The 22,538-nt window shown below is 69.1% G+C and carries 19 protein-coding genes; 8 read left to right on the top strand and 11 right to left on the bottom strand.

The window, feature by feature from the left end; translation table 11 throughout:
• Positions 1 to 138: 138 nt before the first annotated feature.
• From LUM46_RS22930 to LUM46_RS22920, 3 genes are all read right to left on the bottom strand, one after another.
• Complete coding sequence (locus tag LUM46_RS22930; protein WP_274997354.1) at positions 139 to 1,302, bottom strand: amidohydrolase family protein; 1,164 nt, start codon at positions 1,300 to 1,302, stop codon at positions 139 to 141.
• Positions 1,303 to 1,431: 129 nt separating this feature from the next.
• Positions 1,432 to 1,602, bottom strand: coding sequence for a hypothetical protein (locus LUM46_RS22925; RefSeq protein ID WP_274997352.1), 171 nt, complete (start codon positions 1,600 to 1,602; stop codon positions 1,432 to 1,434).
• A gap of 516 nt (positions 1,603 to 2,118) precedes the next feature.
• Complete coding sequence (locus LUM46_RS22920; protein ID WP_274997351.1) at positions 2,119 to 2,739, bottom strand: TetR/AcrR family transcriptional regulator; 621 nt, start codon at positions 2,737 to 2,739, stop codon at positions 2,119 to 2,121.
• 48 nt (positions 2,740 to 2,787) lie between these two features.
• On the opposite strand from LUM46_RS22920, the gene LUM46_RS22915 reads away from it, so the two are divergent.
• The 3 genes from LUM46_RS22915 (at position 2,788) to LUM46_RS22905 (ending at position 4,466) form a co-directional block, all read left to right on the top strand.
• Positions 2,788 to 3,345 (top strand): GNAT family N-acetyltransferase, encoded by a 558-nt coding sequence (locus LUM46_RS22915; RefSeq protein ID WP_274997350.1) that lies wholly within the window; start codon positions 2,788 to 2,790, stop codon positions 3,343 to 3,345.
• A gap of 450 nt (positions 3,346 to 3,795) precedes the next feature.
• Entirely contained in the window at positions 3,796 to 4,098 is a 303-nt protein-coding gene (locus tag LUM46_RS22910) for a hypothetical protein (RefSeq protein WP_274997349.1), read from the top strand.
• A 236-nt stretch (positions 4,099 to 4,334) separates the two neighbouring features.
• Complete coding sequence (locus tag LUM46_RS22905; RefSeq protein WP_274997348.1) at positions 4,335 to 4,466, top strand: hypothetical protein; 132 nt, start codon at positions 4,335 to 4,337, stop codon at positions 4,464 to 4,466.
• 93 nt (positions 4,467 to 4,559) lie between these two features.
• Here the strand turns inward: LUM46_RS22905 and LUM46_RS22900 are convergent, their stop codons facing one another.
• The 4 genes from LUM46_RS22900 to LUM46_RS22885 form a co-directional block, all read right to left on the bottom strand.
• Positions 4,560 to 7,532: a glycosyl hydrolase gene (locus LUM46_RS22900; RefSeq protein ID WP_274997347.1), complete on the bottom strand. Its 2,973-nt coding sequence runs from the start codon at positions 7,530 to 7,532 to the stop codon at positions 4,560 to 4,562.
• Positions 7,533 to 7,784: 252 nt separating this feature from the next.
• Complete coding sequence (locus LUM46_RS22895; RefSeq protein WP_274997346.1) at positions 7,785 to 8,924, bottom strand: HAD family hydrolase; 1,140 nt, start codon at positions 8,922 to 8,924, stop codon at positions 7,785 to 7,787.
• Positions 8,925 to 9,072: 148 nt separating this feature from the next.
• Positions 9,073 to 9,948, bottom strand: coding sequence for an aminoglycoside phosphotransferase family protein (locus LUM46_RS22890; protein WP_274997345.1), 876 nt, complete (start codon positions 9,946 to 9,948; stop codon positions 9,073 to 9,075).
• Entirely contained in the window at positions 9,945 to 11,294 is a 1,350-nt protein-coding gene (locus tag LUM46_RS22885) for an NsdA family TPR-like regulatory protein (protein ID WP_274997344.1), read from the bottom strand. Before LUM46_RS22885 ends, LUM46_RS22890 begins: the two co-directional genes overlap by 4 nt.
• A 52-nt stretch (positions 11,295 to 11,346) precedes the next feature.
• On the opposite strand from LUM46_RS22885, the gene LUM46_RS22880 reads away from it, so the two are divergent.
• On the top strand, positions 11,347 to 12,147 hold the full coding sequence (locus LUM46_RS22880) for a YdcF family protein (protein WP_274997343.1): 801 nt from the start codon (positions 11,347 to 11,349) through the stop codon (positions 12,145 to 12,147).
• A 25-nt stretch (positions 12,148 to 12,172) separates the two neighbouring features.
• Here the strand turns inward: LUM46_RS22880 and LUM46_RS22875 are convergent, their stop codons facing one another.
• From LUM46_RS22875 to metH, 4 genes are all read right to left on the bottom strand, one after another.
• Positions 12,173 to 12,706 (bottom strand): flavoprotein, encoded by a 534-nt coding sequence (locus LUM46_RS22875; RefSeq protein WP_274997341.1) that lies wholly within the window; start codon positions 12,704 to 12,706, stop codon positions 12,173 to 12,175.
• A gap of 190 nt (positions 12,707 to 12,896) precedes the next feature.
• Positions 12,897 to 13,598 (bottom strand): alpha/beta fold hydrolase, encoded by a 702-nt coding sequence (locus LUM46_RS22870; RefSeq protein ID WP_274997340.1) that lies wholly within the window; start codon positions 13,596 to 13,598, stop codon positions 12,897 to 12,899.
• 9 nt (positions 13,599 to 13,607) lie between these two features.
• Positions 13,608 to 14,753: a hypothetical protein gene (locus LUM46_RS22865; protein ID WP_274997338.1), complete on the bottom strand. Its 1,146-nt coding sequence runs from the start codon at positions 14,751 to 14,753 to the stop codon at positions 13,608 to 13,610.
• 99 nt (positions 14,754 to 14,852) lie between these two features.
• On the bottom strand, positions 14,853 to 18,395 hold the full coding sequence (gene metH / locus LUM46_RS22860) for a methionine synthase (protein ID WP_274997429.1): 3,543 nt from the start codon (positions 18,393 to 18,395) through the stop codon (positions 14,853 to 14,855).
• A 129-nt stretch (positions 18,396 to 18,524) separates the two neighbouring features.
• Between metH and LUM46_RS22855 the strand changes: the two genes are divergently transcribed.
• From LUM46_RS22855 to LUM46_RS22840, 4 genes are all read left to right on the top strand, one after another.
• Positions 18,525 to 19,304 (top strand): SDR family NAD(P)-dependent oxidoreductase, encoded by a 780-nt coding sequence (locus tag LUM46_RS22855; protein WP_274997336.1) that lies wholly within the window; start codon positions 18,525 to 18,527, stop codon positions 19,302 to 19,304.
• Between the two features lie 37 nt (positions 19,305 to 19,341).
• Entirely contained in the window at positions 19,342 to 20,154 is an 813-nt protein-coding gene (locus LUM46_RS22850) for a DUF554 domain-containing protein (RefSeq protein ID WP_274997334.1), read from the top strand.
• Positions 20,155 to 20,250: 96 nt separating this feature from the next.
• Positions 20,251 to 21,381 (top strand): GNAT family N-acetyltransferase, encoded by a 1,131-nt coding sequence (locus LUM46_RS22845; protein ID WP_274997332.1) that lies wholly within the window; start codon positions 20,251 to 20,253, stop codon positions 21,379 to 21,381.
• 8 nt (positions 21,382 to 21,389) lie between these two features.
• Complete coding sequence (locus LUM46_RS22840) at positions 21,390 to 22,523, top strand: GNAT family N-acetyltransferase (RefSeq protein WP_310243128.1); 1,134 nt, start codon at positions 21,390 to 21,392, stop codon at positions 22,521 to 22,523.
• Positions 22,524 to 22,538 lie beyond the last annotated feature (15 nt).

Here is a 22,538-nt window from a genome sequence, read left to right as displayed (position 1 = left end):
TCACATCCGTCCCGAGGCGCGCTGCCCGGCAAAGGTTCGATCTTGCGACCGTGACTTGGGGCACATGCCCGTCATCGGGTGGCGGCGCGTTCGAGGGTCTACTCGGTCAGCGGGATACCTCGGTGCGGCGCCGATGCGTCAGACCTTTATGCCGAACAGTTTCTCGGCATTGCGGAACGCGATCTTTTCCTTGTCCTCACGCGGAAGATCGACTGCTCGGAACCAGTCGGTCCCTTCTTTGATGCCTGCGAAGGGATAGTCGGTCGCGAACATCACTCGATCCACACTGATGTACTTCAGCAAGAGATGGAGCAGCTCATCCTGGAAGAACGCGCTGGTCGTGAACCAAAAGTTGTCCTGGAAGTACTGCTCAAAGGGCTTCTTGAGCGAGTTTTCGGTCGGCTCGCCCATGTCGTTGGCGATCCGCTCGTAGTAGAACGGAAGACCTTCACCCATGTGGCCGATGATGATCTTCAGCCTGGGGAACCTGTCGAAGACCCCGTACGTGATCATCCGGACGCACTGGGTCAGCACCTCCTGGTGCCAGCCATAGCCAGACCCGCTGAAGATGTAGTCCTGAAACTCTCTCGTGTATTCCGACCGTGTCGTGCTGTAGTAGGTCGCGAAAACCTCGTCACTTGGGTATCCGGGATGCAGGTAGATCGGAACATCGAGATCTTGGGCACGCGCCAGAACGGGCTCGAACTCGGGATGATCGAGATACTTCTTCGTGATGTGCCCGTTGGTCAGTGCACCTAAGAAGCCGTCTTCTCGGACCGAGCGTTCCAGTTCGTCCGCCGCCGCCTCCGGGCTCTGCAAGGGCAAGGTGGCGAAGGCCTGGAAGCGGCCGGGATAGCTGGCCATCGGCCCGTCCACAAGCTGCCGGTTGAGACGATGGGCGAGGTCGATCCCCTTCTGCCCGGGGACATTTTGCGCGGACGGCGTATGCGCGGAGAGGATCTGAACATTGAGTCCCCCCTCGTTCATATCGCCGATACGACGATCGCCCAGATCCGCAAGACCGATCTCCGTAAGGAAGTCGATGTGATCCTGGTTGATGGAGTTCAGCTTCATCAGCTCGGGAGTCGAGAAGGTCTCCTCCGTGCCGATGAACTTCAGATCCTGGTCGCGAAGCGCGATGTCTTCCTTGGTGGGCGAGGTTCCCCGGTCATCATTGCCGCCGTCACGTCCCGTGAGTGCCGCCGCGGACAGTCCAGCGCCGGCGACGAGCCCAGCCGCGCCAGCGAAGAACCCGCGGCGCCCGAGCAGCGGTCGCCGCGGGTCTTGTTCGATCGGTTTCATGCCTGTATGTGCTCCTTCAATTGCGTTGCGCAGTGAACTAAAGATTGTCGACCGTGGTCCGCAAGTACCCGCCCGGGTTCGCAATCCGCTTCAAGTCGCGCTGGGCCGGCGTGGCGGTCGAGAGGAGCGTCATGAGGTCGAGTGGATGGGGTGTCTGACACGGCCCACCACGGCCGTGAACTTCCCCGCTGGGAACGCGATGGTGACGGCGTCGGGCGCGCCGACGGCTGATTCGTCCCAGCCGTCGTGCTTGACGGCGCCGGCGAGCATGGCTGCTGCGTCGTCAGCGTTGGATGACATCGCTCCCGCAGAGTGCCGCTCGACAACTGTGGAATGTGAATGTCGGGACACGAGACCTCCGATGAGTGGTTGGTGTCCACCACGATGACGGCGGGCGCCGGTCGCCGCGTACTCCCACAGGAGGTGACGCGTGCTCCCACGGGAGTACATGCGCGGCCGAGTCGATGGGGAGTTGGGCGCCCTCAGGCTCTCGGCGAGCTGTTCGATCGGGATCGAGTGGGTACGGGCGATGTGACCGGCGGCGAACTCGGGCCGGGGTCGGACGTCGAGCTCGATCACGTCGCCGACGAGCTCGTCCCCGTCCGTGGGCTGCTCCGGACAGGCCGTTGCTGGACGCTCTAAAGTCGGAGGGATCCGCCCTACCTGGTGAGCGGCTGTGAACCGGGGATGAGGCGGGGTGATTCGCGCGAGTCGTGGCGAGCAGGCGGCTCATGCTCGCGGTGCGCTCCTACGTCAGTCCGCCTGTCAGTGCGAGGATCCCGATCAGGAAACCGATAACCACGAGCACTATGCCGGTCAGGCGTGCGGGTCGGGACTGGAGATGGGGCATGGGCCGGCGGCCAGCCCGGCCAGGTAGTTGTCCAGGAGCTCGGTCTGCCGCCCAGGCGGGAACGCCGCCGGGTCGAACAGGGCCTGGACCACGAGTCCGAGAGCGAACGCCTGCGCCCCGGCCGCGAGGTCGGTCGGCTCGCCAGGTGGCAGCTCGCCCGCCTCCTGGGCGGCGATCACCCGCTGGAGCATGCGGTCCCGTCCCTCGGCGTACTTGCGGGCGTAGTCGGCGCTGAGGGCCGGGTCCGCGAGGGCGTTGTCCCAGGACGAGACCCAGATGCGGTTGCTGTCCCTGGCCTCGGACGTCAGCGGCAGGATGTCCAGAATGGCGTCCCTGAGGGCGGCCAGACCGCCGCCCGACTGCCGACGGGGCCGCGAGAGGGTGCGCTCCTCGAGCAGGTCGAGGGCGTACGCCACCAGAGCCTGCTTGGTGGGGAAGTAGTGCGTCAGCAGTCCGGTGGTCGCGCCCAGCTCGGCGGCGACGGCGCGCAGGGTCAGGCCTGCGAAGCCGCGGGTGGCCATGACTTGCCACACGGCCGCTGAGACGTCGTGTCGGCGGGCCTCGTGATCGCCCTTGGAGCGTGGCATGCACTCACGGTACATTGCCGTAACAACTGTTATGCGAATGGAGACCGCATGTTCACGCTGTCGTTGTCCGACGGGGCGCAGCTCGCACCGCTGGAGGTCTGGCACGCCGACGAGTTCGCCGAGCACCTCGACCGGGCCCGCGAGCACATCCGTCCCTGGGTGGGGCCCACCTTCGTCACGGACGACGTCGACGGCGCGCGGGCCACGCTCGCGCGATACGCCGAACGAGCCGCCGCCGACGGCGCCCGCATGTTCGGCATCTGGCGCGACGGGACACTGGTCGGCGGGGTCATGTTCAACGCCTTCGACGCCGCCACAGGCGTGTGCGAGATCGGCTGTTGGCTCGAGCCCTCGGCCGAGGGCCACGGACTGATCACAGCGGCGTCCGGCATGCTGCTCGACTGGGCACTGACTGGCCGCGGCCTGCACCGCGCCGAATGGATCTGCCGGGCCGACAACGACCGCAGCGCAGCGGTGGCTCGACGGCTCGGCATGACGCTCGAGGGGGTGCGCCGCGAGGCATGGCCGTACCAGGGCGTGCGCTACGACAAGCAGGTGTGGTCGGTTCTTGCGCCCGAGTGGATTGCCGCCGCCGCGGACCGGTGAGCGACGACTGGGCGACCTGGGAAGAGTGGTCGGCCAATCAGCAGCGGGATTTCCTTCGGCACTGCACGTCGTCGGTCAGACAGCGAGCATGCGGCGTCAGGTGAGTGCCAGAGGCAGGTCGAACCCAGCGGGGCCGTCGTGGAGGACCGAGGCACGCCAGTGGGCGCGGCGGCGTCCTTCATCGCCTCGTGGATAGGTGAGCCCGGCTTCTCTGGCGGCCGTCTCGATCGCGCGCATCGTCACGCCAGTTCCGGCGGGGACCGGGGCGTGCCGAACCCAGACGCTCTCGCGCAGCGTCCAGATCTCGCAGCGGGAGAGTCCGGTCCCGGTCTGGCAATCTGCGTCAGCTGATTGGCCGCCACGTCCAGGGCCGCGGGCCATTGCGGCCGCGCAGGCTCTTCACGCGGTCGTATGCGTTGTCGCGGAGCTCGGAACGCGGTCGAGTCGATAGTGACTCTTGAGGTTCTGGTCGACGAGATGGTGGACGCGGCGTCCGCTGCCGCCGTCGACGAACGATTCGGCTTGAGCATGGGGGCCTACGTCGGCGAGGTGATCGTCCGTCACGGCAGAACGGCGTTCTGGGCGTACGACCGCGAACGGCGTACCGCCGTTGTCCAGAGTGCAGAGCTCGGCGCGTTCCCGGCGTACAAGGTGTCCAAGCGCATCACCATCGGGCCCGAGCACTCGCTGGTGCAGTTCGTCCGAACCTCCATCGAGGATGCTCTGCCACCCGAGGCGCGGGTGATGTCCTGAGTTGCGGTGCGGCGACGCTCGTTGCGCTGGAGAGCAAGCTCGAAGCTAGGCGGATAGGCCGGGCATCTGGTCGCTATGTCAGTTTCCCGGTCAGCGCGAGGACTCCGACCAGGAAGCCAAGGCTGTCACGATGTTGGTTCGGCGGCTGTGTTGGAACCACAGCCACTTGGGCCCCCGTCCGCAACAAGGATCTACTCTGCCGGTGGGCGGTGCGATCCGAGACCTCGACTGTCTTGATGTTCGCAGACCAGGACGATGCCGAGAAGGCCGTGAGCGCGCTGCCCGGCGCGCGCCGCTCGAACTGGATCGTTGTGCAGTTCGCCCCCGATGCCCTGACCTCGTCGCTCGATGCCCAGCGGTGGAGTTGAGCGACTCGATCCACACGACACGCCCGGCGAGCAGCCTTGCTCGCCGGGCCCGTGCCGTCGGTGTGCTTGCCGGGCTCGCTCAAGGACAGGAGCTCAGTGCACGCTGATCGCATCCAGCTGGTGCGTTCCCCCGTTCAGGAACACGTTGACGCCCTGGACCGTGCCGACGAGCGCCTGGCACTCCTGGGTCAGCGTGGTCAGGTCGACCACCACCTCCCCGGGCACCTGCACCCAGCCGGCCTGGCCCGTCTCGCACCAGGTCCAGTCGGGACCGAGCTGGAGCGCCACCTTGGTGTCGAAGCCGGTGGTCCCTGCCACGTCGAGCCGGAGCTCGGTGCGGCCGGTGAGGTCGATCCCGCCGGGCCCGGACAACCAGGCGCCGTCGGTCCCGGCCTCGACCGTCAGGATGCCGCCGGACGCGGCCGCCGTCCCGTTCGACCAGCTGGGCACGGCCCAGCCCTGATCTCCCGCCTCGAAGTCGGCGATCACGACCGGCTGAAGCGGCGACGGCAGCGCGTCGAACCGGAACAGCATCGCAGTGAGCGCGGACCGCTTCACGGTGTGGCCCACCCCGAACGACGTCGACGACGGCGCCGGCACGACCCCGGTCTCCACCGCCCACGCGACGGCCTCGGCGGAGGCGGCCGGGACGTCGCTGTACACCGTGGTGACGTCCGTGGCGGGCGAGCCGTAGAGGCGCCAGAACGCCTCGGCGACGGCCAGCTTGGTGGCCCCGGCGCGGGGCGCGGCCGGGGTGGTGACGTCGCCCTCCGGGTCGTACGCCCGTAGGAGGGCAGCGAGCTCGCCCGCCTTCACGGCGCGGGTCGGGTAGAAGCGGCCGCCGCGGTCGCCCCAGCGCACGGCCTCGGCGAGACCCTCCTCGGCGAGCCACTCGATCGCCTCGTACTCGGCCATCGTGCGCGGCGTGTCGCGGAAGACGGGCGGCGGCGCGGTGCCGAGCACGGCCTTCAGGTCGTCGACGACGATCGCGCCGGAGGACGCACCGTCGTCGGCGGCGTTGACGTACACGTTGAACTGGCTGACGTTCTCGAGGTCCTTCTGCGTGATCCGACGATCGGCGTTGCCGGTGTCCCAGGGCGCCGGGCGCCAGTCCGCGAACGGGATGGTCGCCACGTACGGGGCGTCGCCCGCGAGCGAGGGATACGCCTCGTACGAGACACCGCCCGCGACGAGCTGGAGCACGAGCTTGTTGCCCGACGCGTCCGGGTCCACCCAGAGCGAGAAGTCCCAGTTGCCCGACCAGTCGGCGCCGACCTGGCGACCCACACCGGTGTACGACTGGTTCGCGAAGTCGTAGGTGAGGCGCATCGCGTTGTCGCCCGACCCGACGGAGCCGCCCTCGGCCGCCCGCTCGAGCGTGATGGTGTTGGCGTTGTACTGCACGTACTCGGCGCGCAGCGCGGTGTCGTCGCCGTAGCCCTCGAAGTCGTCCATCACGCCGGGCGGGAAGACGGGCTCGGGGCCGAGCACCACCGCCGACGGCACCGTCACCTCGCCCTCCGCTGTGACGACACGGAGGGTGAGGGCGCGGGTCGAGTTGCCGAGCTCGTCGGCGGGGATCGCCCACTCGCCGGTCCACCACAGCTCGCCCGCGGCGGGCGGGGTGAGCTCGATCTCGCCCACGGCGCCGCCCACGGTCACGGAGGCGCGCTCGACGTCGATGCCGGAGATCGTGGCGCGCAGCGTCGTCGGCCCGGACGCCACGCGCGAGCCGTCCGACGGCGACGCGAGGTGCGCCACCGGAGCCGCGGCCACGGGCTCGGTGACGGCGTCGAAGGCACCCTCCACCTCGTCCGCGAAGTACGTGTACGGGTCGGCGTGGAACGCCTGGAAGTCGGGCAGCATCTCGCCCTCGGTGGGCGTCCACGGCGCGTTCGACCCGCCGAAGTTGGCCCACGTGAGCATCCACGCGCTCCGGGAGGCTCGCGGGTCGGCCTCGATCGCCGCCAGCAGGTCGGTGAACCAGGAGGTGTTGAGGTTCTCGCCGTCGGGCTTCATGCCACCCGTCGGGCCGGTCTCGGTGAAGGCGCTGACCTTGCTGCGCTCGTCGGCGAGGTCGGCGATCATGCCGAGGTCCGCCACGACGGTGGCGAGGCGGGCCGGCGACGCGCCCGAGTCGTCGTAGTAGTCGTAGCCGAGCACGTCGACGAAGTCGTCTCCCGGGTAGGTGCGCAGGTATGTCTCCGCGTCGCCGCCGAAGGTGCCGTTGGGCGACCAGGAGTAGAGCAGGTTGTCGACGCCCTTGACGTCGCGCAGGTACTCCACGGTGAACCGGAAGAGCTCCTTGAACTCGCCGGGCGTGCCGAAGGCGGCGCCCCACCAGAACCACGAGCCGGTGTTCTCGTGCCAGGGCCGGAAAACGATCGGGATGCGGTTCCCGTCGGCGTCGCGCGCGTTGTCAGCCGCCAGTGCTACGAGGTCGAGGTACGCGCGCAACTCGGCGTTGTGGGTGCCGCCGGGGAGGACGGCGCGCAGCGTGTCGCCCGAGGTGTCGTAGAAGTCGCCGCCCGTGACCACGTTCTCCATGTGCATCGCCAGGGTGCTGATGCCGCCGAGGTCGTGCGCCTCTCGGATGCCCTGTGCCAGGAGCAGGGCGTTCTCCTCGCGAGGCCCGCCGTAGACGCCGGGCGGGACGTTGCCCTCGATGACGAGGGTGTCGAAGCCGAAGACCGCCGGGTGGTCACCCGTCGCGGCCAGCACGTCCGACGAGACGCCGTCACGCGTGGTGAAGGTCTCGCCCACGTCGGTCGTGTGCTGGTGGCCGAACAGAATGCCCTGGCCGCGCACGTCGCGCAGGTATGCGAAGAGGCTTCGGGTCTCGGCGGTCGCCTCGGCGTCGACCAGGTCGACGGCCGGGTCGGTGATCGGCACGGGCTCGGCCGCGGCGGTCGTCGCGAGCGGCACGCCGAGGCCGGTCACGGCGAGGGTCGCCAGCCCCGCGAGCAGCCTGCGTGCGGCCGCCGGCGTGGCACGGGCCGGCCTGTGTTGTGCGGTCGAGCCCGGCGCGGCCGGGCGAGGGTCACGTGCTCGGGCAGAAGGGCTCAACGCTGAACCTCCGGTCACCTCGCGGACAGACGTCGGCGCCGGCCGCGGCTGGGATGGGACCGGCCCAACGTAGCGTCGCGGGCTCACTCAGGTCCGTGGCTGACGCAGGTCCGAATCGTTTAAGCCGTGACGCCGGCGCCCGGACGTGCTGCCATGCTCGGCGGGCCCACCACCCCAGAGGTCACACGGAGAAGTACTTGGTCCCCAGGCGACGGGTTGGACGAAGTCGGTCCGGCGTCGAGCGTGCGGGCGTCAGGTGACTGCCAGAGGCAGGTCGAACCCAGCCAGGCCGTCGTGGAGGACCGAGGCGCGCCAGTGGGCGCGACGGCGTCCTTCATCGCCTCGTGGATATGTGAGTCCGGCTTCTCGCGCGGCCCTCTCGATCGCGCGCATCGTGACACCTGTTCCGGCGGGGACCGGGGCGTGCCGAACCCAGGCGCCCTCACGCAGCGTCCAAATCTCGCAGCGGGAGAGTCCGGTCCCGGTCCCGTGCCAGACCCGCACGATCGCCGCGGTCCTGTGTGCGGTGGCGACGGCGGTCGCGAGCTGGGCTGCCAGCGGTGACAGGGAGCCGACGTCGACGGCGGGCGGCAGCAGGGAGCGCAGGACGGCGACCGCGCCGCTCTGCTCGATGGTCCCGGTGACCTCGTCTGCTGCGGCTTGCACGACGGCGGGGGCGTTGCCCATCGCGACGGATCGTGCGGCCCAGGCGAGCAGCTCGAGGTCGTTGATCCCGTCGCCGACGGCGACCGTCTGTTCTGCCGGGACGTTCAGGTGTGTGCGGATCGCTTCCAGTGCTGCGGCCTTGCTGGTTCCCGGAGCGGTGAGGTCCAGCCAGTCTGGGCCGGCGGGAGTAGCTGTGACTCCGGTGGCGCTCACGGTGTCGCGGTGGTGACCGATGCCGGGGGAGTGGAGCGCGACGCGCGACGCAGGTGCGGCAACGAGGTCTGAGAGCGGCACCTTCATCTGCGGTCCGTTGAGGTGGCCTGGATCGAACGCGGTGTTGACGCGCCAGCCCCAGCCGATTTCCTCGACGGCGACTCTTACGTCCGGTGCGATCCTCAGGGCTTGGTGGATCGCCGGGCTTGGATCGAACTGCTTGGAGGCGACTACCGCGTAGCCCGTCGGGGTGGTGGGATCGAGGCGGATCGTCACGGCCCCGTTGGAGCAGACCGCGTATCCCTGGACCAGGCCCAGCCTGGTGGCGATCGGTCCGAGGCCGATAAGGGACCTGCCGGTCGCGAGGACGACGTGATGGCCTGCTGCCCGGACCAGATCCAAAGCTGCGACGGTTCCGGGCGGAATCCTGCGGTCCTGCCCGATGAGGGTCCCGTCGATGTCGAGCGCGACCAGGCGCTGTGTCGTAGTCCGTGTCTTCTGCTCAGTCGTCATCAACTCTGCATCCCCTGACGGTGCTCTGGCGTTCTCCTCCACCCGCAAATGTGCTGTCTACAACTCTTGATCCGCCAGGGTCAAAGCAGGAGGGCATTCAGGGAGATCATTGACGGCATTCAGAAAAACGCCGGACCAGCAATCTGCGTCAGGCGATCGGCTGCCACTTCCAGGGTCGCGGGCCATTGCGGCCGCGCAGGCTCTTCACGCGGTCGTATGTGTTGTCGCGGAGCTCGGAACGTGACTGGGCGACGTATGCCGCGAAGCACGTGACCCGCAGCTCACGGATGTCGCGGAAAAGTTCGAACCCAGCCCATCGGGTGACGTCCGCGCCGTAAGCGTCGCAATACTGGGCATATTCTGCGGCCGTCAGGGTGCTGTAGCTGGTCAGCCGACAGGCGGTAGAAGTCAGGTCCCACTCGGGCGGCCCGACAGAGCAGCGCTCAAGGTCCATCAGCGTGACGCCCTGTCCCTCGACATCGACGATGTTGCCAGCCCATGCGTCGCCGTGGATCACGGCTTCGGGCAGCCCTGCCGGACGGTCGTCCCAGCGAGTCTGGAGGTCCATAAGGCGATCGCGCAGCCAGTTGCTGTCGTCGTCGGAGAGCCACTGTGCGGCGGTGATTCGCTCGTTGAGGCGGACGAACGGCGCGACCTTGTGTTCCTTGAGCTCGTCGGGGACAGGCAGTGCGTGGAGACGTTTGAGGACCTTCGCCACCTGTCGGGGCGTGCCCGGTTGCTGTGGCGGTAGCTCATGCCAAAAGGTCACGGGGTGACCGGCGACGACGACGGGTTGCGTGACAGTGAGCGGATGGACCGCGCGCAAACCGTTGTTGTTGAGCCAACGGCCGAGAAAGACCTCGCGGATGGCGACGCTCTCCTGGCCGGGTTTGTTGATGCGGACTACGACTCTGCCTGGCAGGCGGTAGACCTGGTTCTCGCCCTGACGAAGGAGCACGGCGTCGGCGGACGATAGCCCGACCTGCGCGCAGGCAGCATCGAGCATCTGGCGAGCCGTCGTCATGCGGCGGTACCGACGGTTCTCAGGTCGGCCAGCAGCGGAGCGACACTTTCGTTCGTGCGGTGGCGTCCAGCTGGCGCGACGATCTCCAGAGCGGTACGCCGCACGCGCTGCGATCGCACGCCTGCCGCGTCACGAACTGCATTCTGGGCAACCTGGACTGCTTCGTGCGGGTCACCGGAGTGCATGGTGAGCGCCGCGAGCTTGAACCCTGAGAACGAACGTGACCGGATGTAGATGTCGGGGTGGTTGGCGACCGCGGTCGCGAGTCGACCGCTTGCTTCGTCGATGTGCACACCGTGGACCGCCAACTCGTAGAGAGCATGGCCGGTGTCGCCAGAGTGCTGGGCGTGGTCGTAGTACGCCATCCATGGGACGTCGTTCGCAGGGTCGGCCTCGGCGAACGCGTCGTCTGCGTCACCAATTGCACGGAGCGTGGCCGGTATGTCACCGAGCCGACCGTGGGCGCGAGCCACTGCGGTATGCAGCATCGCCCGCTCGGTCGGCGTCAGGCGGTCAGGGCGCACGAGACCCAGCTGTGCGAACGTCAGGCCTCCATCCACATCGCCGACCCAGACCGCCTGGCGTGCCCGCCACGAGAGGGCCTTTGCGCGCAGCTTCCAGTCGTTGCCCTCTTCCGCACAGGCCGTCGCAAACGCCAAGATCCTTTCGGACAGTGGGTGCTGGTGCGCATCAAAGAGCAGCGACCCGGTGGCCACACCGAGCTGCCCGACGGCCGTGAGCAATTTGGGCTTGAGACGGGGCGGACATGAAGTATTGAGGAGGTCAACGGCGCGGGACATCTCGGCTGAGACCGCCTGCCCAATCTCCTGTCCGCCATGGACGTGGGCCCACGACGTGAAGAATTCGCCGGCCGATCTCAGCCGAGCGATATCTGCCTCAGTCACTACCCGAGCGGGCGTGAGTAGATCGAGCTCCCGCGCGAAGCCATCCAGGGACGCACTCATGCCTGCGGCCGTCAGCGTTTGCAGAAACTGGCGTCGATTCACGGGATCGGTCAACTCATCGGAAGCAACTGTTTGGCGGGCAAGTGCTTGACTAGTCGGGCCGACGGTCTTGCCCCGACGCGTTGGGAAGAACCCGAGATCGGCGTCCGTCTCGACGCCGAGGACAGCGCGTAAGCCGTCGCGGTACGTCGCGCCCGGCCAGCGGATCTGTCCGCGCTCGTAGCGAGCGAGGGTGTCAGCGTCGAGATGGCAGTGCATGCCCGTCGTCTTCCAAACGTACTGGTTGACCGCGGCGGCCAGCTCGGCACGGGTCATAGGCAGACCGCTGCGCGACGGCGACATGATCGCCTCTCGGCGTCGGCGCAAATGCCCGTTGGCCACGGCTTCCCCTTCGCCGGCTGTCTCGCGGTGGTGCTAATGCGCGCATCCGTGCGTGCAGTGCATCACCAGCGTAGTGACGGTCGGGGCAGGATGGCAGGCACGACGTCAGAATGCCGGAGATGCTGTCCAGAATGCCGTCGAGCGACGGGTGGACCGCACGCGAACACAGCGCGGGATGTTCCATGCCAAACTGGCGGTCATGCTTTCCGCAGGTGTGATGCAGGACGCTCAGGTCCTCTGGGACTTTCATCAGATGCCTGACGAAGGTCGAGCGACCGATATCGGGATCGGCCTGGGTAGTCACGACATCGGCGTGGCGGAACGCGCTGCGGATCTGTACCAGAAGGGGCGCTTCCCTGTCGTGGTCTTCACGGGAGCGAATGCACCTACGACGGTTGAGCGGTTCCCTCGGGGTGAGGCGGTCCACTTCGCCGATCGAGCCAGGGAGCTCGGCGTCCCGCACCAGGCGATCATCGTCGAGCCGAGGGCGACCAATACCAGTGAGAACTTCAGGTTCACGCGGGACCTGCTGGCAGCGCAGGACATGGAAGTGTCATCGGCGACGATCATCAGTAAGCCGTACCAGCAACGACGCGCGTGGGCGACTGCCCGGAAGGTCTGGCCATCGCTCGACCTGGTGTGTTCGGTGCGTTGGCTGGGGCTGGAGGAATACATCGAGTCCATCGCTGATCCGGACCGAGTGCTGAACATGCTCGTCGGGGATACGCAGCGCCTATGGGTGTACGCCGAGGCCGGGTTTGCGGTACCGGTTCAGGTTCCTGCAGTGGTGCGGGCCGCGTACGACAGACTCGTGGACGTCGGATTCACGCGCCGCTTGGTTGCTGCCTCGTAGCCCCGATATGTCGGCCACTCGCCCACTACGGCTTCGGAGGAGCGAGTTGGTCCAGGCGCTGCGCGATGGCACTCCAGTCGGCGGTGACGGTGCCGTCGTCGCGACGAATCGTCACCCTGTCCGGGTCCATCAGGTGCACACCGGCACGTTGAAGTGTTGCGATGCTTGCCGGGTACGCAGGGTGTGTTCGCAGAACGGCCTTGATCACGGGCGCCGCCAACACCGGTAGGTCGAGGCCGATGGCCTCGTTCAGCAGTCCGAGGGCGAGGGTGTCGCTGATTCCGCTCGCCCACTTGTTGAGGGTGTTGAAGGTCAGGGGCGCCGCGAGCACGACGTCGGCACGAGGCAGAGGGTCAGGATCTTGCGGGGTCCGGGGCTGCACCCGCAGGAGTCCGTCCACGCGAGCGGCTAAGTCATCGACGTCGACCCATGTCGCTGCGGTCGGCGTGAGGATCAGACACGGTTGCCATCCGGTGTCGTCGAGCACGTCGAGGAGGTGCTTGATGTGCTGGACCGGCGGGGCGGCTGAAGCGATGACGTAGATGCTCTGGGTGCTCATGCGGCGACGCCGACACGTCGTGCGAGTCCGCTTCGACGGTCGAGTATCTGGGCCACCAGGCCACGGACACTCGTGCTGTGGTGCACGGTCCGAGGAGCAAACCGCTCGGCCTCGAGCAGGTTGATCACCACCTCAGGATCGCTGCCGGTCTGGAGGTACGTCCAAGCGCTGTCGATTTGCAGTCAGCCGGTCAGGATGGGCGGCAGGCTGCGGTGACTACCACGCCCCACAGCTTTGGGTCGGTGTGCCAGAAGTCGTGCGGGACGTCAGGAACCGTCTCGAAGCGGCCGCCCGGGACGAGCTCGCCCAGCTGCGCCAGCGGCCACGACGGGCGGATGTCCACGCCCGCGGCCAGGAAGGCCATCGGCACCCGCGAGTCGGCGAGGCTGCGCCACAGGCCGGGCTCGTGGATCCAGTCGAGGAACGACTCCTGGAGCGCGGCGTGGACCTCGGGCGACCAGGCGATGTCGGGGCCTGGATCCGCGGTCTTTCCCGCCTCGTACTCCGCGGACCAGGAGCGGTCCTTGTGCAGCCCGTGCCCGGCGATCCCGACGACCTGGACCACCGGCTCCGGACGGTCGAGCGCATAGCGGACGGCGAGGTCGCTGCCCCAGGAATGGCCGAGTACGGTCCACCGCTCGACGCCGGCTGCTCTGCGCACCTCCTCGAGATCGGCCACGGCCTGCGCCATCGTGTGTGGCCCACCTCCCGACCGGCCGACGCCGCGAGGTTCCGGGAACCACGCCCGGAAGCCTTGCGGAGCCAGCTCGTCGGACTCCAGGTAGTGGACGGCGCCCGGTCCGCCCGACAGCACGACGACGCCCGGCCCGGTGCCGCAGACTCCTACATGGAGTCGCGCGCCGTCAGGTGTCGTCACTGTCATGGAATCCATCGGGTGATGCTATCGACCCTTGTGCATGCCCACAGGCGGTGAGATTCCGGGCCGTTCCGTCAGGTAGTTGCGCAGGTGGACCCACCGCCGGCGAAATGAACCCGTTGGCCAGAGCGCGCTGGTGCTGAGCACAAAGGCGGCGATGCATAGCGCCAGCAATGTGATTCCAAATATGGTCAGCCCCCCTTGCAGAACCGCGAAGCCGAGTTGTATGCCGCCAACACATGGCAGCAGGATGGCAATGGCCGCCAGGGTCGAGTTAGTCCTCCCGAAAATCGACTTGCTGCGCAGGACAGCGAGGCTCGCCAGCAAGAAGGCGATGCCCAACAGCAGGACTGTTACCCGAGGCCAGATGGGCCCTTCGCGCGGGCCCGTGACGGCCGCGAGCAGCAGGACAGCGCCACAGGCCATACAGGCGATTGAGGCCAGGACTGGATCGTCCCGCATGACGGCAATGCCCAGTCCGATTATGGCGAGACCGAATAAGAAGATCCCAGTACTCAGCGTCGATCCGCTAAACAGTTCAGTCATGCCGAATGAAAAGCAGGACAAGCCGCCCAAGATCAGTGCGTATCCGCTGAGGGCTGAGCGGCCGTTGAGAAGCCTCATGGCTAGTAGAAGGAATGTGGCCGCCAGTATCAGCAGAGAGATTCCGAGGACCCACTCAAACTGGAAGGCAGCGAACCCAACTTGCAGAGCCGCGACACCGAACAACAGAATCGCAAGCGCGACAACAGTTGTGCCGATGGCAGGGCGGGGTGACAGAACCTCCCGGAGCGCCAGTGCGGCACCTCCACTGAGACTGGCTGCGGTGGCGAGTGTCGGCCAGAAACCGCTCGTCTGCACCGAGATGGTCAGCGCTAGGTAAACCAGGGTTAGTAGTGCCGAACCACTCCGGGCGGCGATGCGTTCCCAGCGTGCTGCCTTGGTCAGCTCATTGCGGTTAAAGCGTCCGCCGCGCCAGTAGAGCCATACCGTCGCCAGCAGAATGATCGCTGCTAGAAGCTGCGGCAACCAGCGCAGAACCGCCGTCTGAACAAGCTGGCCAATCAGCGCCTCGGAGACGATCAGTATCAAGAACCCCGCAACAGCAATCGCTGCAGTGGATGGTGTGCCGCCAGTTGCTCCGCGAGTCCCGACTGAATCGTCGCTCATGACCACACGGTAGATGGTCGACACCGTCACGACACCTTGGGTGGTTTTCGGATGAAACCGGACCGCGTCCACTTGCGTCAGCCCTGAGGTCCCGAATTGCTACACGGAGAAGTACTTCGCCTCCGGGTGGTGGAACACAAACGCGTCCGTCGACTGCTCCGGATGCAGCTGCAGCTCGTCCGACAGAGTCACCCCGACCCGCTCAGGCCGCAGCAGCTCCACCACCTTGTGCCGGTCCTCCATGTCGGGGCACGCCGGGTATCCGAGCGACATCCGTGCCCCGCGGTACTCCAGCTTGAACATCCCCTCCACGGTGGCGGGTTCCTCCGAGGCGAACCCGAGCTCCGACCGCACCCGCGCATGCCAGAACTCGGCCAGTGCCTCGGTCAGCTGCACGGACAGCCCGTGCAGCTCCATGTACTCCCGGTACTTGTTCGCCTCGAACAGCTTCGCGGTGTGCGCGGAGACAGCGTCCCCGACGGTCACGAGCTGCACCGGCAGCACATCGAACCGCCCGGTCTCCTCGACCCACGACCGCGGCCGCACGAAGTCAGCAAGACACAGGTGCCGGTCCCGACGCTGCCGCGGGAAGTGGAACCGCAGCCGCTCAGACCCGACAGCACCACCGGACCCGCCGTCGGGCGCCCCGATCCCGCTGAGCTCACCGTGATGAGCCACCACCACGGAGTTCCCCTCCGACCACACCGGGAAGTACCCGTAGACCACCGTCGGGTCCATGATCTGGTCGGTCAGGATGCGGTCCATCCACTCCGCGAGCCGTGGCCGGCCCTCGGTCTCGACCAGCTCTTCGTACGACGCGCCGTCCGAGGACCGCCCCGGCTTGAGTCCCCACTGGCCCATGAACGTCGCCCGCTCGTCCAGGAACGCGGCGTACTCGGAGAGCTGCACGCCCTTGACGATCCGAGTGCCCCAGAACGGCGGGTCCGGCACGGGGTTGTCGGCGGCGACGTCCGACCGCTCCGGTAGGTCCTCCTCCGCCGTTTGCGTCACCGTCACCACCGCGTGCCGCCGCTTCTTCAGCGCCGGCAGCCCGACGTCGTCGGGGGAGGCCCCGCGCGCGACCCGCACCAGCGGCTCCATCAGCCGCAGTCCCTCGAAGGCGTCCTTCGCGTACCGCACGACGCCGGGGAACTGGCCCGCCAGGTCGTCCTCCACGTACGTCCGCGTCAGCGCGGCCCCGCCCAGCAGCACCGGCCACCGCTTGTCGTACCCGCGGGAGGCCAGCTCCTCCAGGTTCTCCTTCATCACCACCGTCGACTTCACCAGCAGCCCCGACATGCCGATGACGTCGGCGTCGTGCTCGATCGCGGCGTCGATCATGGCGCTCACCGGCTGCTTGATGCCGATGTTCACGACCTTGTAGCCGTTGTTCGTGAGGATGATGTCCACGAGGTTCTTGCCGATGTCGTGCACGTCGCCGCGCACCGTCGCCAGCACGATCGTGCCCTTGGTCTGGTCGCCCTCGACCTTCTCCATGTGCGGCTCCAGCAGTGCGACGGCGGCCTTCATCACCTCCGCCGACTGCAGCACGAACGGCAGCTGCATCTCGCCCTTGCCGAACAGCTCGCCCACCACCTTCATGCCTTCCAGCAGGTGGTCGTTGACGATGTCCAGCGCCTTCATACCGTCGCCGAGCGCCTCCTCGAGGTCCGGCTCCAGGCCCTTGCGCGCGCCGTCGATGATGCGCCGCGCGAGCCGTTCGCCCACGGGCAGCCCCGCCAGTTCCGCAGCGCGCGCATCGCGGATCGCCCCGGCGTCCACCCCCTCGAACAGGTCGAGCAGCTTGGACAGCGGGTCGTACGTGAGGTTGCCGTCGGCGTCCCACTCGCGCTTGTCCCACACGAGGTCCAGCGCGGTCTGGCGCTGCTCGTCCGGGATCGAGGCCAGCGGCAGGATCTTTGCCGCGTGCACGATCGCCGAGTCCAGCCCCGCCGCCGTCGCCTCGTGCAGGAACACCGAGTTCAGCACCGCGCGCGCCGCCGGGTTGAGGCCGAACGACACGTTCGAGACGCCGAGCGTGGTGTGCACGCCGGGGTACTTGCGCGTGATCTCGCGGATCGCCTCGATGGTCTCGATCGCGTCCCGCCGCGTCTCCTCCTGGCCGGTCGCGATGGGGAACGTCAGGGCGTCGACGATGATGTCGTCCACCCGCATGCCCCAGTCGTTCACCAGGGTGTCGATCAGGCGGCTCGCGATGGCGACCTTGTGGTCGGCCGTGCGGGCCTGGCCCTCCTCGTCGATGGTCAGCGCGACGACGGCGGCGCCGTGCTCCATCACTGCCGGCATGATCCGTCCGAACCGCGACGTCGGCCCGTCGCCGTCCTCGAAGTTCACCGAGTTGACGACGCCGCGCCCACCCAGCAGCTCCAGGCCCGCGCGGATCACCGCGGGCTCCGTGGAGTCGATCACCAGCGGCAGCGTCGACGCGGAGGCCAGCCGCGAGACCACGGCCCGCACGTCCTCGACGCCGTCGCGCCCCACGTAGTCCACGCACACGTCCAGCAGGTGCGCCCCGTCACGCGTCTGCGCGCGGGCGATGTCGACGACGTCGTCCCAGCGGCTCTCCAGCATCGCCTCACGGAACGCCTTGGAGCCGTTGGCGTTGGTGCGCTCGCCGATCGCGAGAAAGCTCGTCTCCTGGCGCAGGTCCGTCGCGGAGTACAGCGAGGCGACGGCGTTCTCCCGCACCGGCTCGCGCGTGGCCACGGGCGCCCCGCCGACGGCCTCGACCACCAGCCGCATGTGCTCCGGCGTCGTGCCGCAGCAGCCGCCCACCAGGCCCAGGCCGAACTCGCGCGCGAACTGCGTGTGCGCCGCGGCGAGCTCCTCCGGGGTGAGCGGGTAGGAGGCGCCGTTCGGCCCCAGCACCGGCAGGCCCGCGTTCGGCATGCACGCCACCGGGATCTCCGCGTGCTGCGACAGGTGCCGCAGGTGCTCGCTCATCTGCTCCGGACCCGTGGCGCAGTTCATGCCGATCGCGTCGATGCCCAGCGCCTGCAGCGCCACCAGGGCCGCGCCGATCTCCGAGCCCATCAGCATGGTCCCCGTGGTCTCCACGGTCACCGACACGATGATCGCGACTCGCTGCCCGACCCCGCCTTCCTCCACCGGGGCCATCGCCTGCCGGCAGCCCGTCACCGCGGCCTTGGCCTGCAGCAGGTCCTGGCTGGTCTCGATCAGCAGCGCGTCCGCGCCACCCTCGATCAGTCCCGCCGCCTGCTCCGCGAACGTGTCCCGCAGGTGCGCGTACGTGGTGTGCCCCAGTGACGGCAGCTTCGTGCCCGGCCCCATCGAGCCCAGCACCCAGCGCGGCCGCTCCGGCGTCGAGTACACGTCGGCACGCTCGCGGGCGAGCGCCGCACCCTTGCGGGCCAGCTCGCGGATGCGGTCGTCGATGCCGTAGTCCGACAGGTTCGACCAGTTGGTGCCGAACGTGTTCGACTCGATGGCGTCCACGCCGACCTCGAGGAACCCGTCGTGGACCCCCGCGATGATGTCCGGGCGCGAGACCGTGAGGATCTCGTTGCAGCCCTCCAGGCCCTCGTAGTCCTCCAGGGTCGGGTTCGCCGCCTGGATCATCGTGCCCATGGCGCCGTCGGCCACGACCACGCGCGTGCGCATGGCCTCCAGCAGGGCGGCGGAACGTTCACCAAGAGCGGGCAGGGCGGAGGGAAGAGCGGTCACCCCGGCAGCGTAAGCCCCCACCCGACGACGGCGCGGCGCGTGCCCGGTGCTCGGTATCGTCCCCGCATGACACCGCGCGACTACCTGGCCTCCCTGTTCTCGCTCGAGGGCCGCACCGCCGTCGTGACCGGCGGCAGCTCCGGCATCGGGCGGGCCATCGCCGAGGCGCTGGCGCAGGCCGGGGCGCACACCGTGCTCGTGGCACGCGGCGCAGACCGGCTCGACGACGTCGCCGCCGGCCTGCGCGAGCGCGGCTGCTCCGTCGAGCCGCTGGTCGCGGACCTCTCCACCCGCGACGGCATCCGCACCGCCGCCGACGGCATCGCCGCCGCAGCAGGTCAGCCCGACATCATCGTCAACAGCGCGGGCATCAACCTGCGTCCCCACCTGGGCGAGGTCGACGAGGCGATCTGGGACGTCACCATGACCGTCAACCTCGAAGCCCCCTTCCTGCTCGGCCAGCGGTTCGCGCCCGGCATGGCGGAGCGCGGCTTCGGCCGGCTCATCCACATCTCCTCCCAGCAGGCCCACCGCTCGTTCGTCGACAGCGGCGCCTACGGCGTCTCCAAGGGTGGCCTCGAATCCCTCGCGCGCTCCCAGTCCGAGGCCTGGTCCAGCCGCGGCGTCACCGCCAACACGCTCGTTCCGGGGTTCGTCCTCACGCCCCTCAACCAGCGACTCCAGGACGACGTCGAGAAGGTGACGGCGCTCGCCGCCCGCACCACGGTGGGCCGCAACGGTGTGCCCGAGGACTTCGCGGGCGCCGCCGTCTTCCTCGCGAGCGGCGCGTCGGGGTACGTCACGGGCCACTCGCTGTTCGTCGACGGCGGCTTCTCGGTGCACTGATCCTTCGGTGCACCGGGGCGACGGTTAGGCTCGCGCGGTGGACGTCGACCTCCCCGGCCTGGGCACCCTGATCAACGTCGGGACGATCGTCGTCGGGTCGCTCCTCGGCATGGCCGTCGGCCACCGGCTGCCCCAGCGCACCCACGCGGTGGTCACCGACATCCTCGGCCTGGTGACCCTGCTCGTCGCCGCGCTGTCGGCGATGGCGGTCACCGACGCCGCCTTCGTCGCGGCCACGGGCAGCGGCGCTCCCGTGCTGATCGTGCTCGGCTCGCTGCTGATCGGCGGCATCGCGGGATCGCTGCTCCGGATCGAGACACGCCTCGAAGCGCTGGCGGGCACCATCCAGGGCTGGCTGGCCCGGCGCTCCCGCGGCACGCGCACCTCCCGACGTCCTGTGCCCGACGCCGCCGCCGACAACGGCCAGGACCACACGGCGCGCGAGCGCTTCATCGAAGGCTGGCTCACCGCGTCGCTGCTGTTCTGCGTCGGGCCGCTCGCCATCCTCGGATCGCTGTCCGACGGCCTCGGCCGCGGCATCGACCAGCTTCTGCTGAAGTCCGTGCTCGACGGCTTCGCGGCGCTCGCGTTCGCGTCCTCGTTCGGTGTCGGGGTGCTGCTGTCCGCGGTGTCGGTAGGCGTCGTCCAGGGGCTGGTGACGCTGGCCGGCGTGCTGCTCGGGTCGGTGCTGCCCGACGCCCACATCGCCGCCCTGACGGCGACGGGCGGCCTCATGCTGGTGGGCATCGGCCTGCGGTTGCTGCACATCAAGCAGATCCCGGTCGGTGACCTGCTGCCCGCCCTTCTCGTGGCGCCCCTGCTGACCCAGCTCGTGATCATGCTGCGCTGAACCGTGCTGCGTGAGCCTGCCGCGTGACCCGGCCGCGCCCTCCGGCCACATGCAAAATCCCGTGCCCCGGGCGGCGCGGTCGCCTAGCGTGGCCGTATGCCCACGCCTGCGCCCGGTCTGTCCGCCGTGCCCCAGCCCGACTCGATCACCGATCGCGCCGCAGCGCCCCGGACCCTGTCCGTGCCGACCGCGGGTGCCCTGCTCTGGCGCCCCTGGGCCCGCGAGGACGTCCCCGCACTGGCCGCGCTGATGCGCACGGTCGAGGAGGCCGACGGCCGCGACTGGTTCACGGCGCCCGCCGAGATCGACGAGCTGTTCGGCGCCCCCGTGTTCGACGTCGCCGCCGACACCCTGGTAGGCCTCGACGCCGACGGCGTGCTGCGGGCGCACGCCTGGATCGAGCGGTACCCCACCACCGGCGTCAGCCTGCTGCGGGTGTCCGTGACCGGGGGAGTGCACCCCGACTACCGCGGCCAGGGCATCGGCACCGAGCTGCTCGCCTGGGCGACCGGGCGCGCTCGCCAGGCGCTCGCGGAGCTGGGCGGCGACCCGCAGCTGCTCGGCCTGCCCGGCCGGATCTCCGCGCACATCGGCGACACCGACCCGGCCGAGCGCCACGACCTGCTGCGCGCCGCGGGGTTCGAGCCGATCCGGTACTACGCCAACCTGCTGCGCGACCTGAGCGCGCCGGTGCCCGCGATCGGCCTGGAGCCACCGCTGCGACTCGTGCCGTGGACCGACGCCCTGGAGGACGCGACCCGGCTCGCCCGCAACGACGCCTTCCGGGACCACTGGGGCAGCCAGCCGCGCACGACCGAGTCGTGGCGCGCGTACCGCAGCGCGTTCGAACCGCGGTGGTCGTTCGTCGTGATCGACGAGTCGGTGCGTTACGCGGGCTCCGAGCACGAGCAGCCGGGGGACACCACGGTGCCGCCGGGCACGCCGTACGTCGTCGGGCTGCACCGGGGGGAGCGGTACGAGCACGACTGGGAGTCGCAGGGGTACACCGCGGGCTACACCGGCCTGCTCGGCGTGCGCCGCGCGTACCGCGGACGCCGCATCGCCGCGGCCCTGCTCACGCACGCGATGAACGTCTACGCCGCCGACGGCATGCAGCGCGCCGAGCTCGACGTCGACACGGACAACCCGACCGGGGCGCCCGCCCTGTACACCCGGCTGGGCTACACCAAGAGCGACGGCTCCACCCAGTACACGATCGAGCTCTGAGGACCGCCATGACCGCCATGACCAGCACGCTTGCCCCGATCGCCGAGCGCGCAGCGCCGCCGGCGACCCTGACGCCGCCCACTGCCGGCGGCCTGACCTGGCGCGCCGCCACCCGCGAGGACGCGCCCACGTGGCTCGCGCTGCGGAACCTCATCGCCCGGGCCGACGCCGAGCCCTACGTCGAGACCCTCGAGGAGATCGAGGAGATCTTCGAGGGCGCCTGGCGCGACATGGCCGCCGACTCCCTGCTCGGGTTCGCCCTCTCGACCGGCTCGGGGGCCGACGGCGAGCTCGTCGCCTGGGCCCAGGTCGAGCGCCCGCCGGGCGACGTGACGGAGGTCCGCGCGTTCTGCTGGGGCGGTGTGCACCCCGACCGCCGCGGCGAGGGCATCGGCCGCGAGCTCCTGGCCTGGGAGACCGGCCGCGCCCGGCAGATGCTGGCGGCGTCGGGCAAGGACGTGCCCGCGCGGATCGGCGTGTTCGCCGAGGACGACGGGCCCGCCTCCAAGCACCGGCTCTACGAGCGGGCCGGCTTCGGCGTACGCCGCTACTACTCCGACCTGGCGCGCCCGCTCACCGGGCCGGACGCCACGCCCGTGCCCGACGTCGCGCTGTCCGGCTCGCTGCGACTCGTGCCGTGGTCCAAGGACCTGGACGAGGCCACCCGCCTGGCGCACAACGACGCGTTCCGCGACCACTGGGGCAGCCAGCCGCAGACCCGCGAGCAGTGGGCGCAGCGCGCCGGCTTCGCGCCCGAGTGGTCGTTCCTGGTCGTCGACGAGGCGCCCGACGTCGACGCGCTGCTCGCCTCGCCCGACACCGACCCCGACACGGCCGCCGCGCTCCGCGCCGGCGAGCCGCTCGTGGCCGGCTACGAGCTCGCCGCCCGGTACACCGAGGACTTCGCGGTGCGCGGCTACTCGTTCGGGTACACGGACATCCTCGGCGCCCGCCGCGCGTACCGGGGCCGCAAGGTCGCACTGGCGGCCCTCGCCGCGGGCATGCGGGCGTTCGCCGCGGACGGCATGGAGCGAGCGGCGCTCGACGTCGACACCGCGAACCCCAGCGGCGCCCACGGCCTGTACGCGAGCCTGGGCTACGTCAAGACGTCGGGCTCCCGCATGTTCTCGATCGAGCTCTGACGCCCTGAGCCCGCC

It is taken from the genome of Promicromonospora iranensis (assembly GCF_028994805.1).
Classification (GTDB): Bacteria; Actinomycetota; Actinomycetes; order Actinomycetales; family Cellulomonadaceae; genus Promicromonospora; species Promicromonospora iranensis.
Note: the sequence above shows the minus strand (reverse complement) of the source record. Positions and strands in the feature narration are given on the sequence as shown.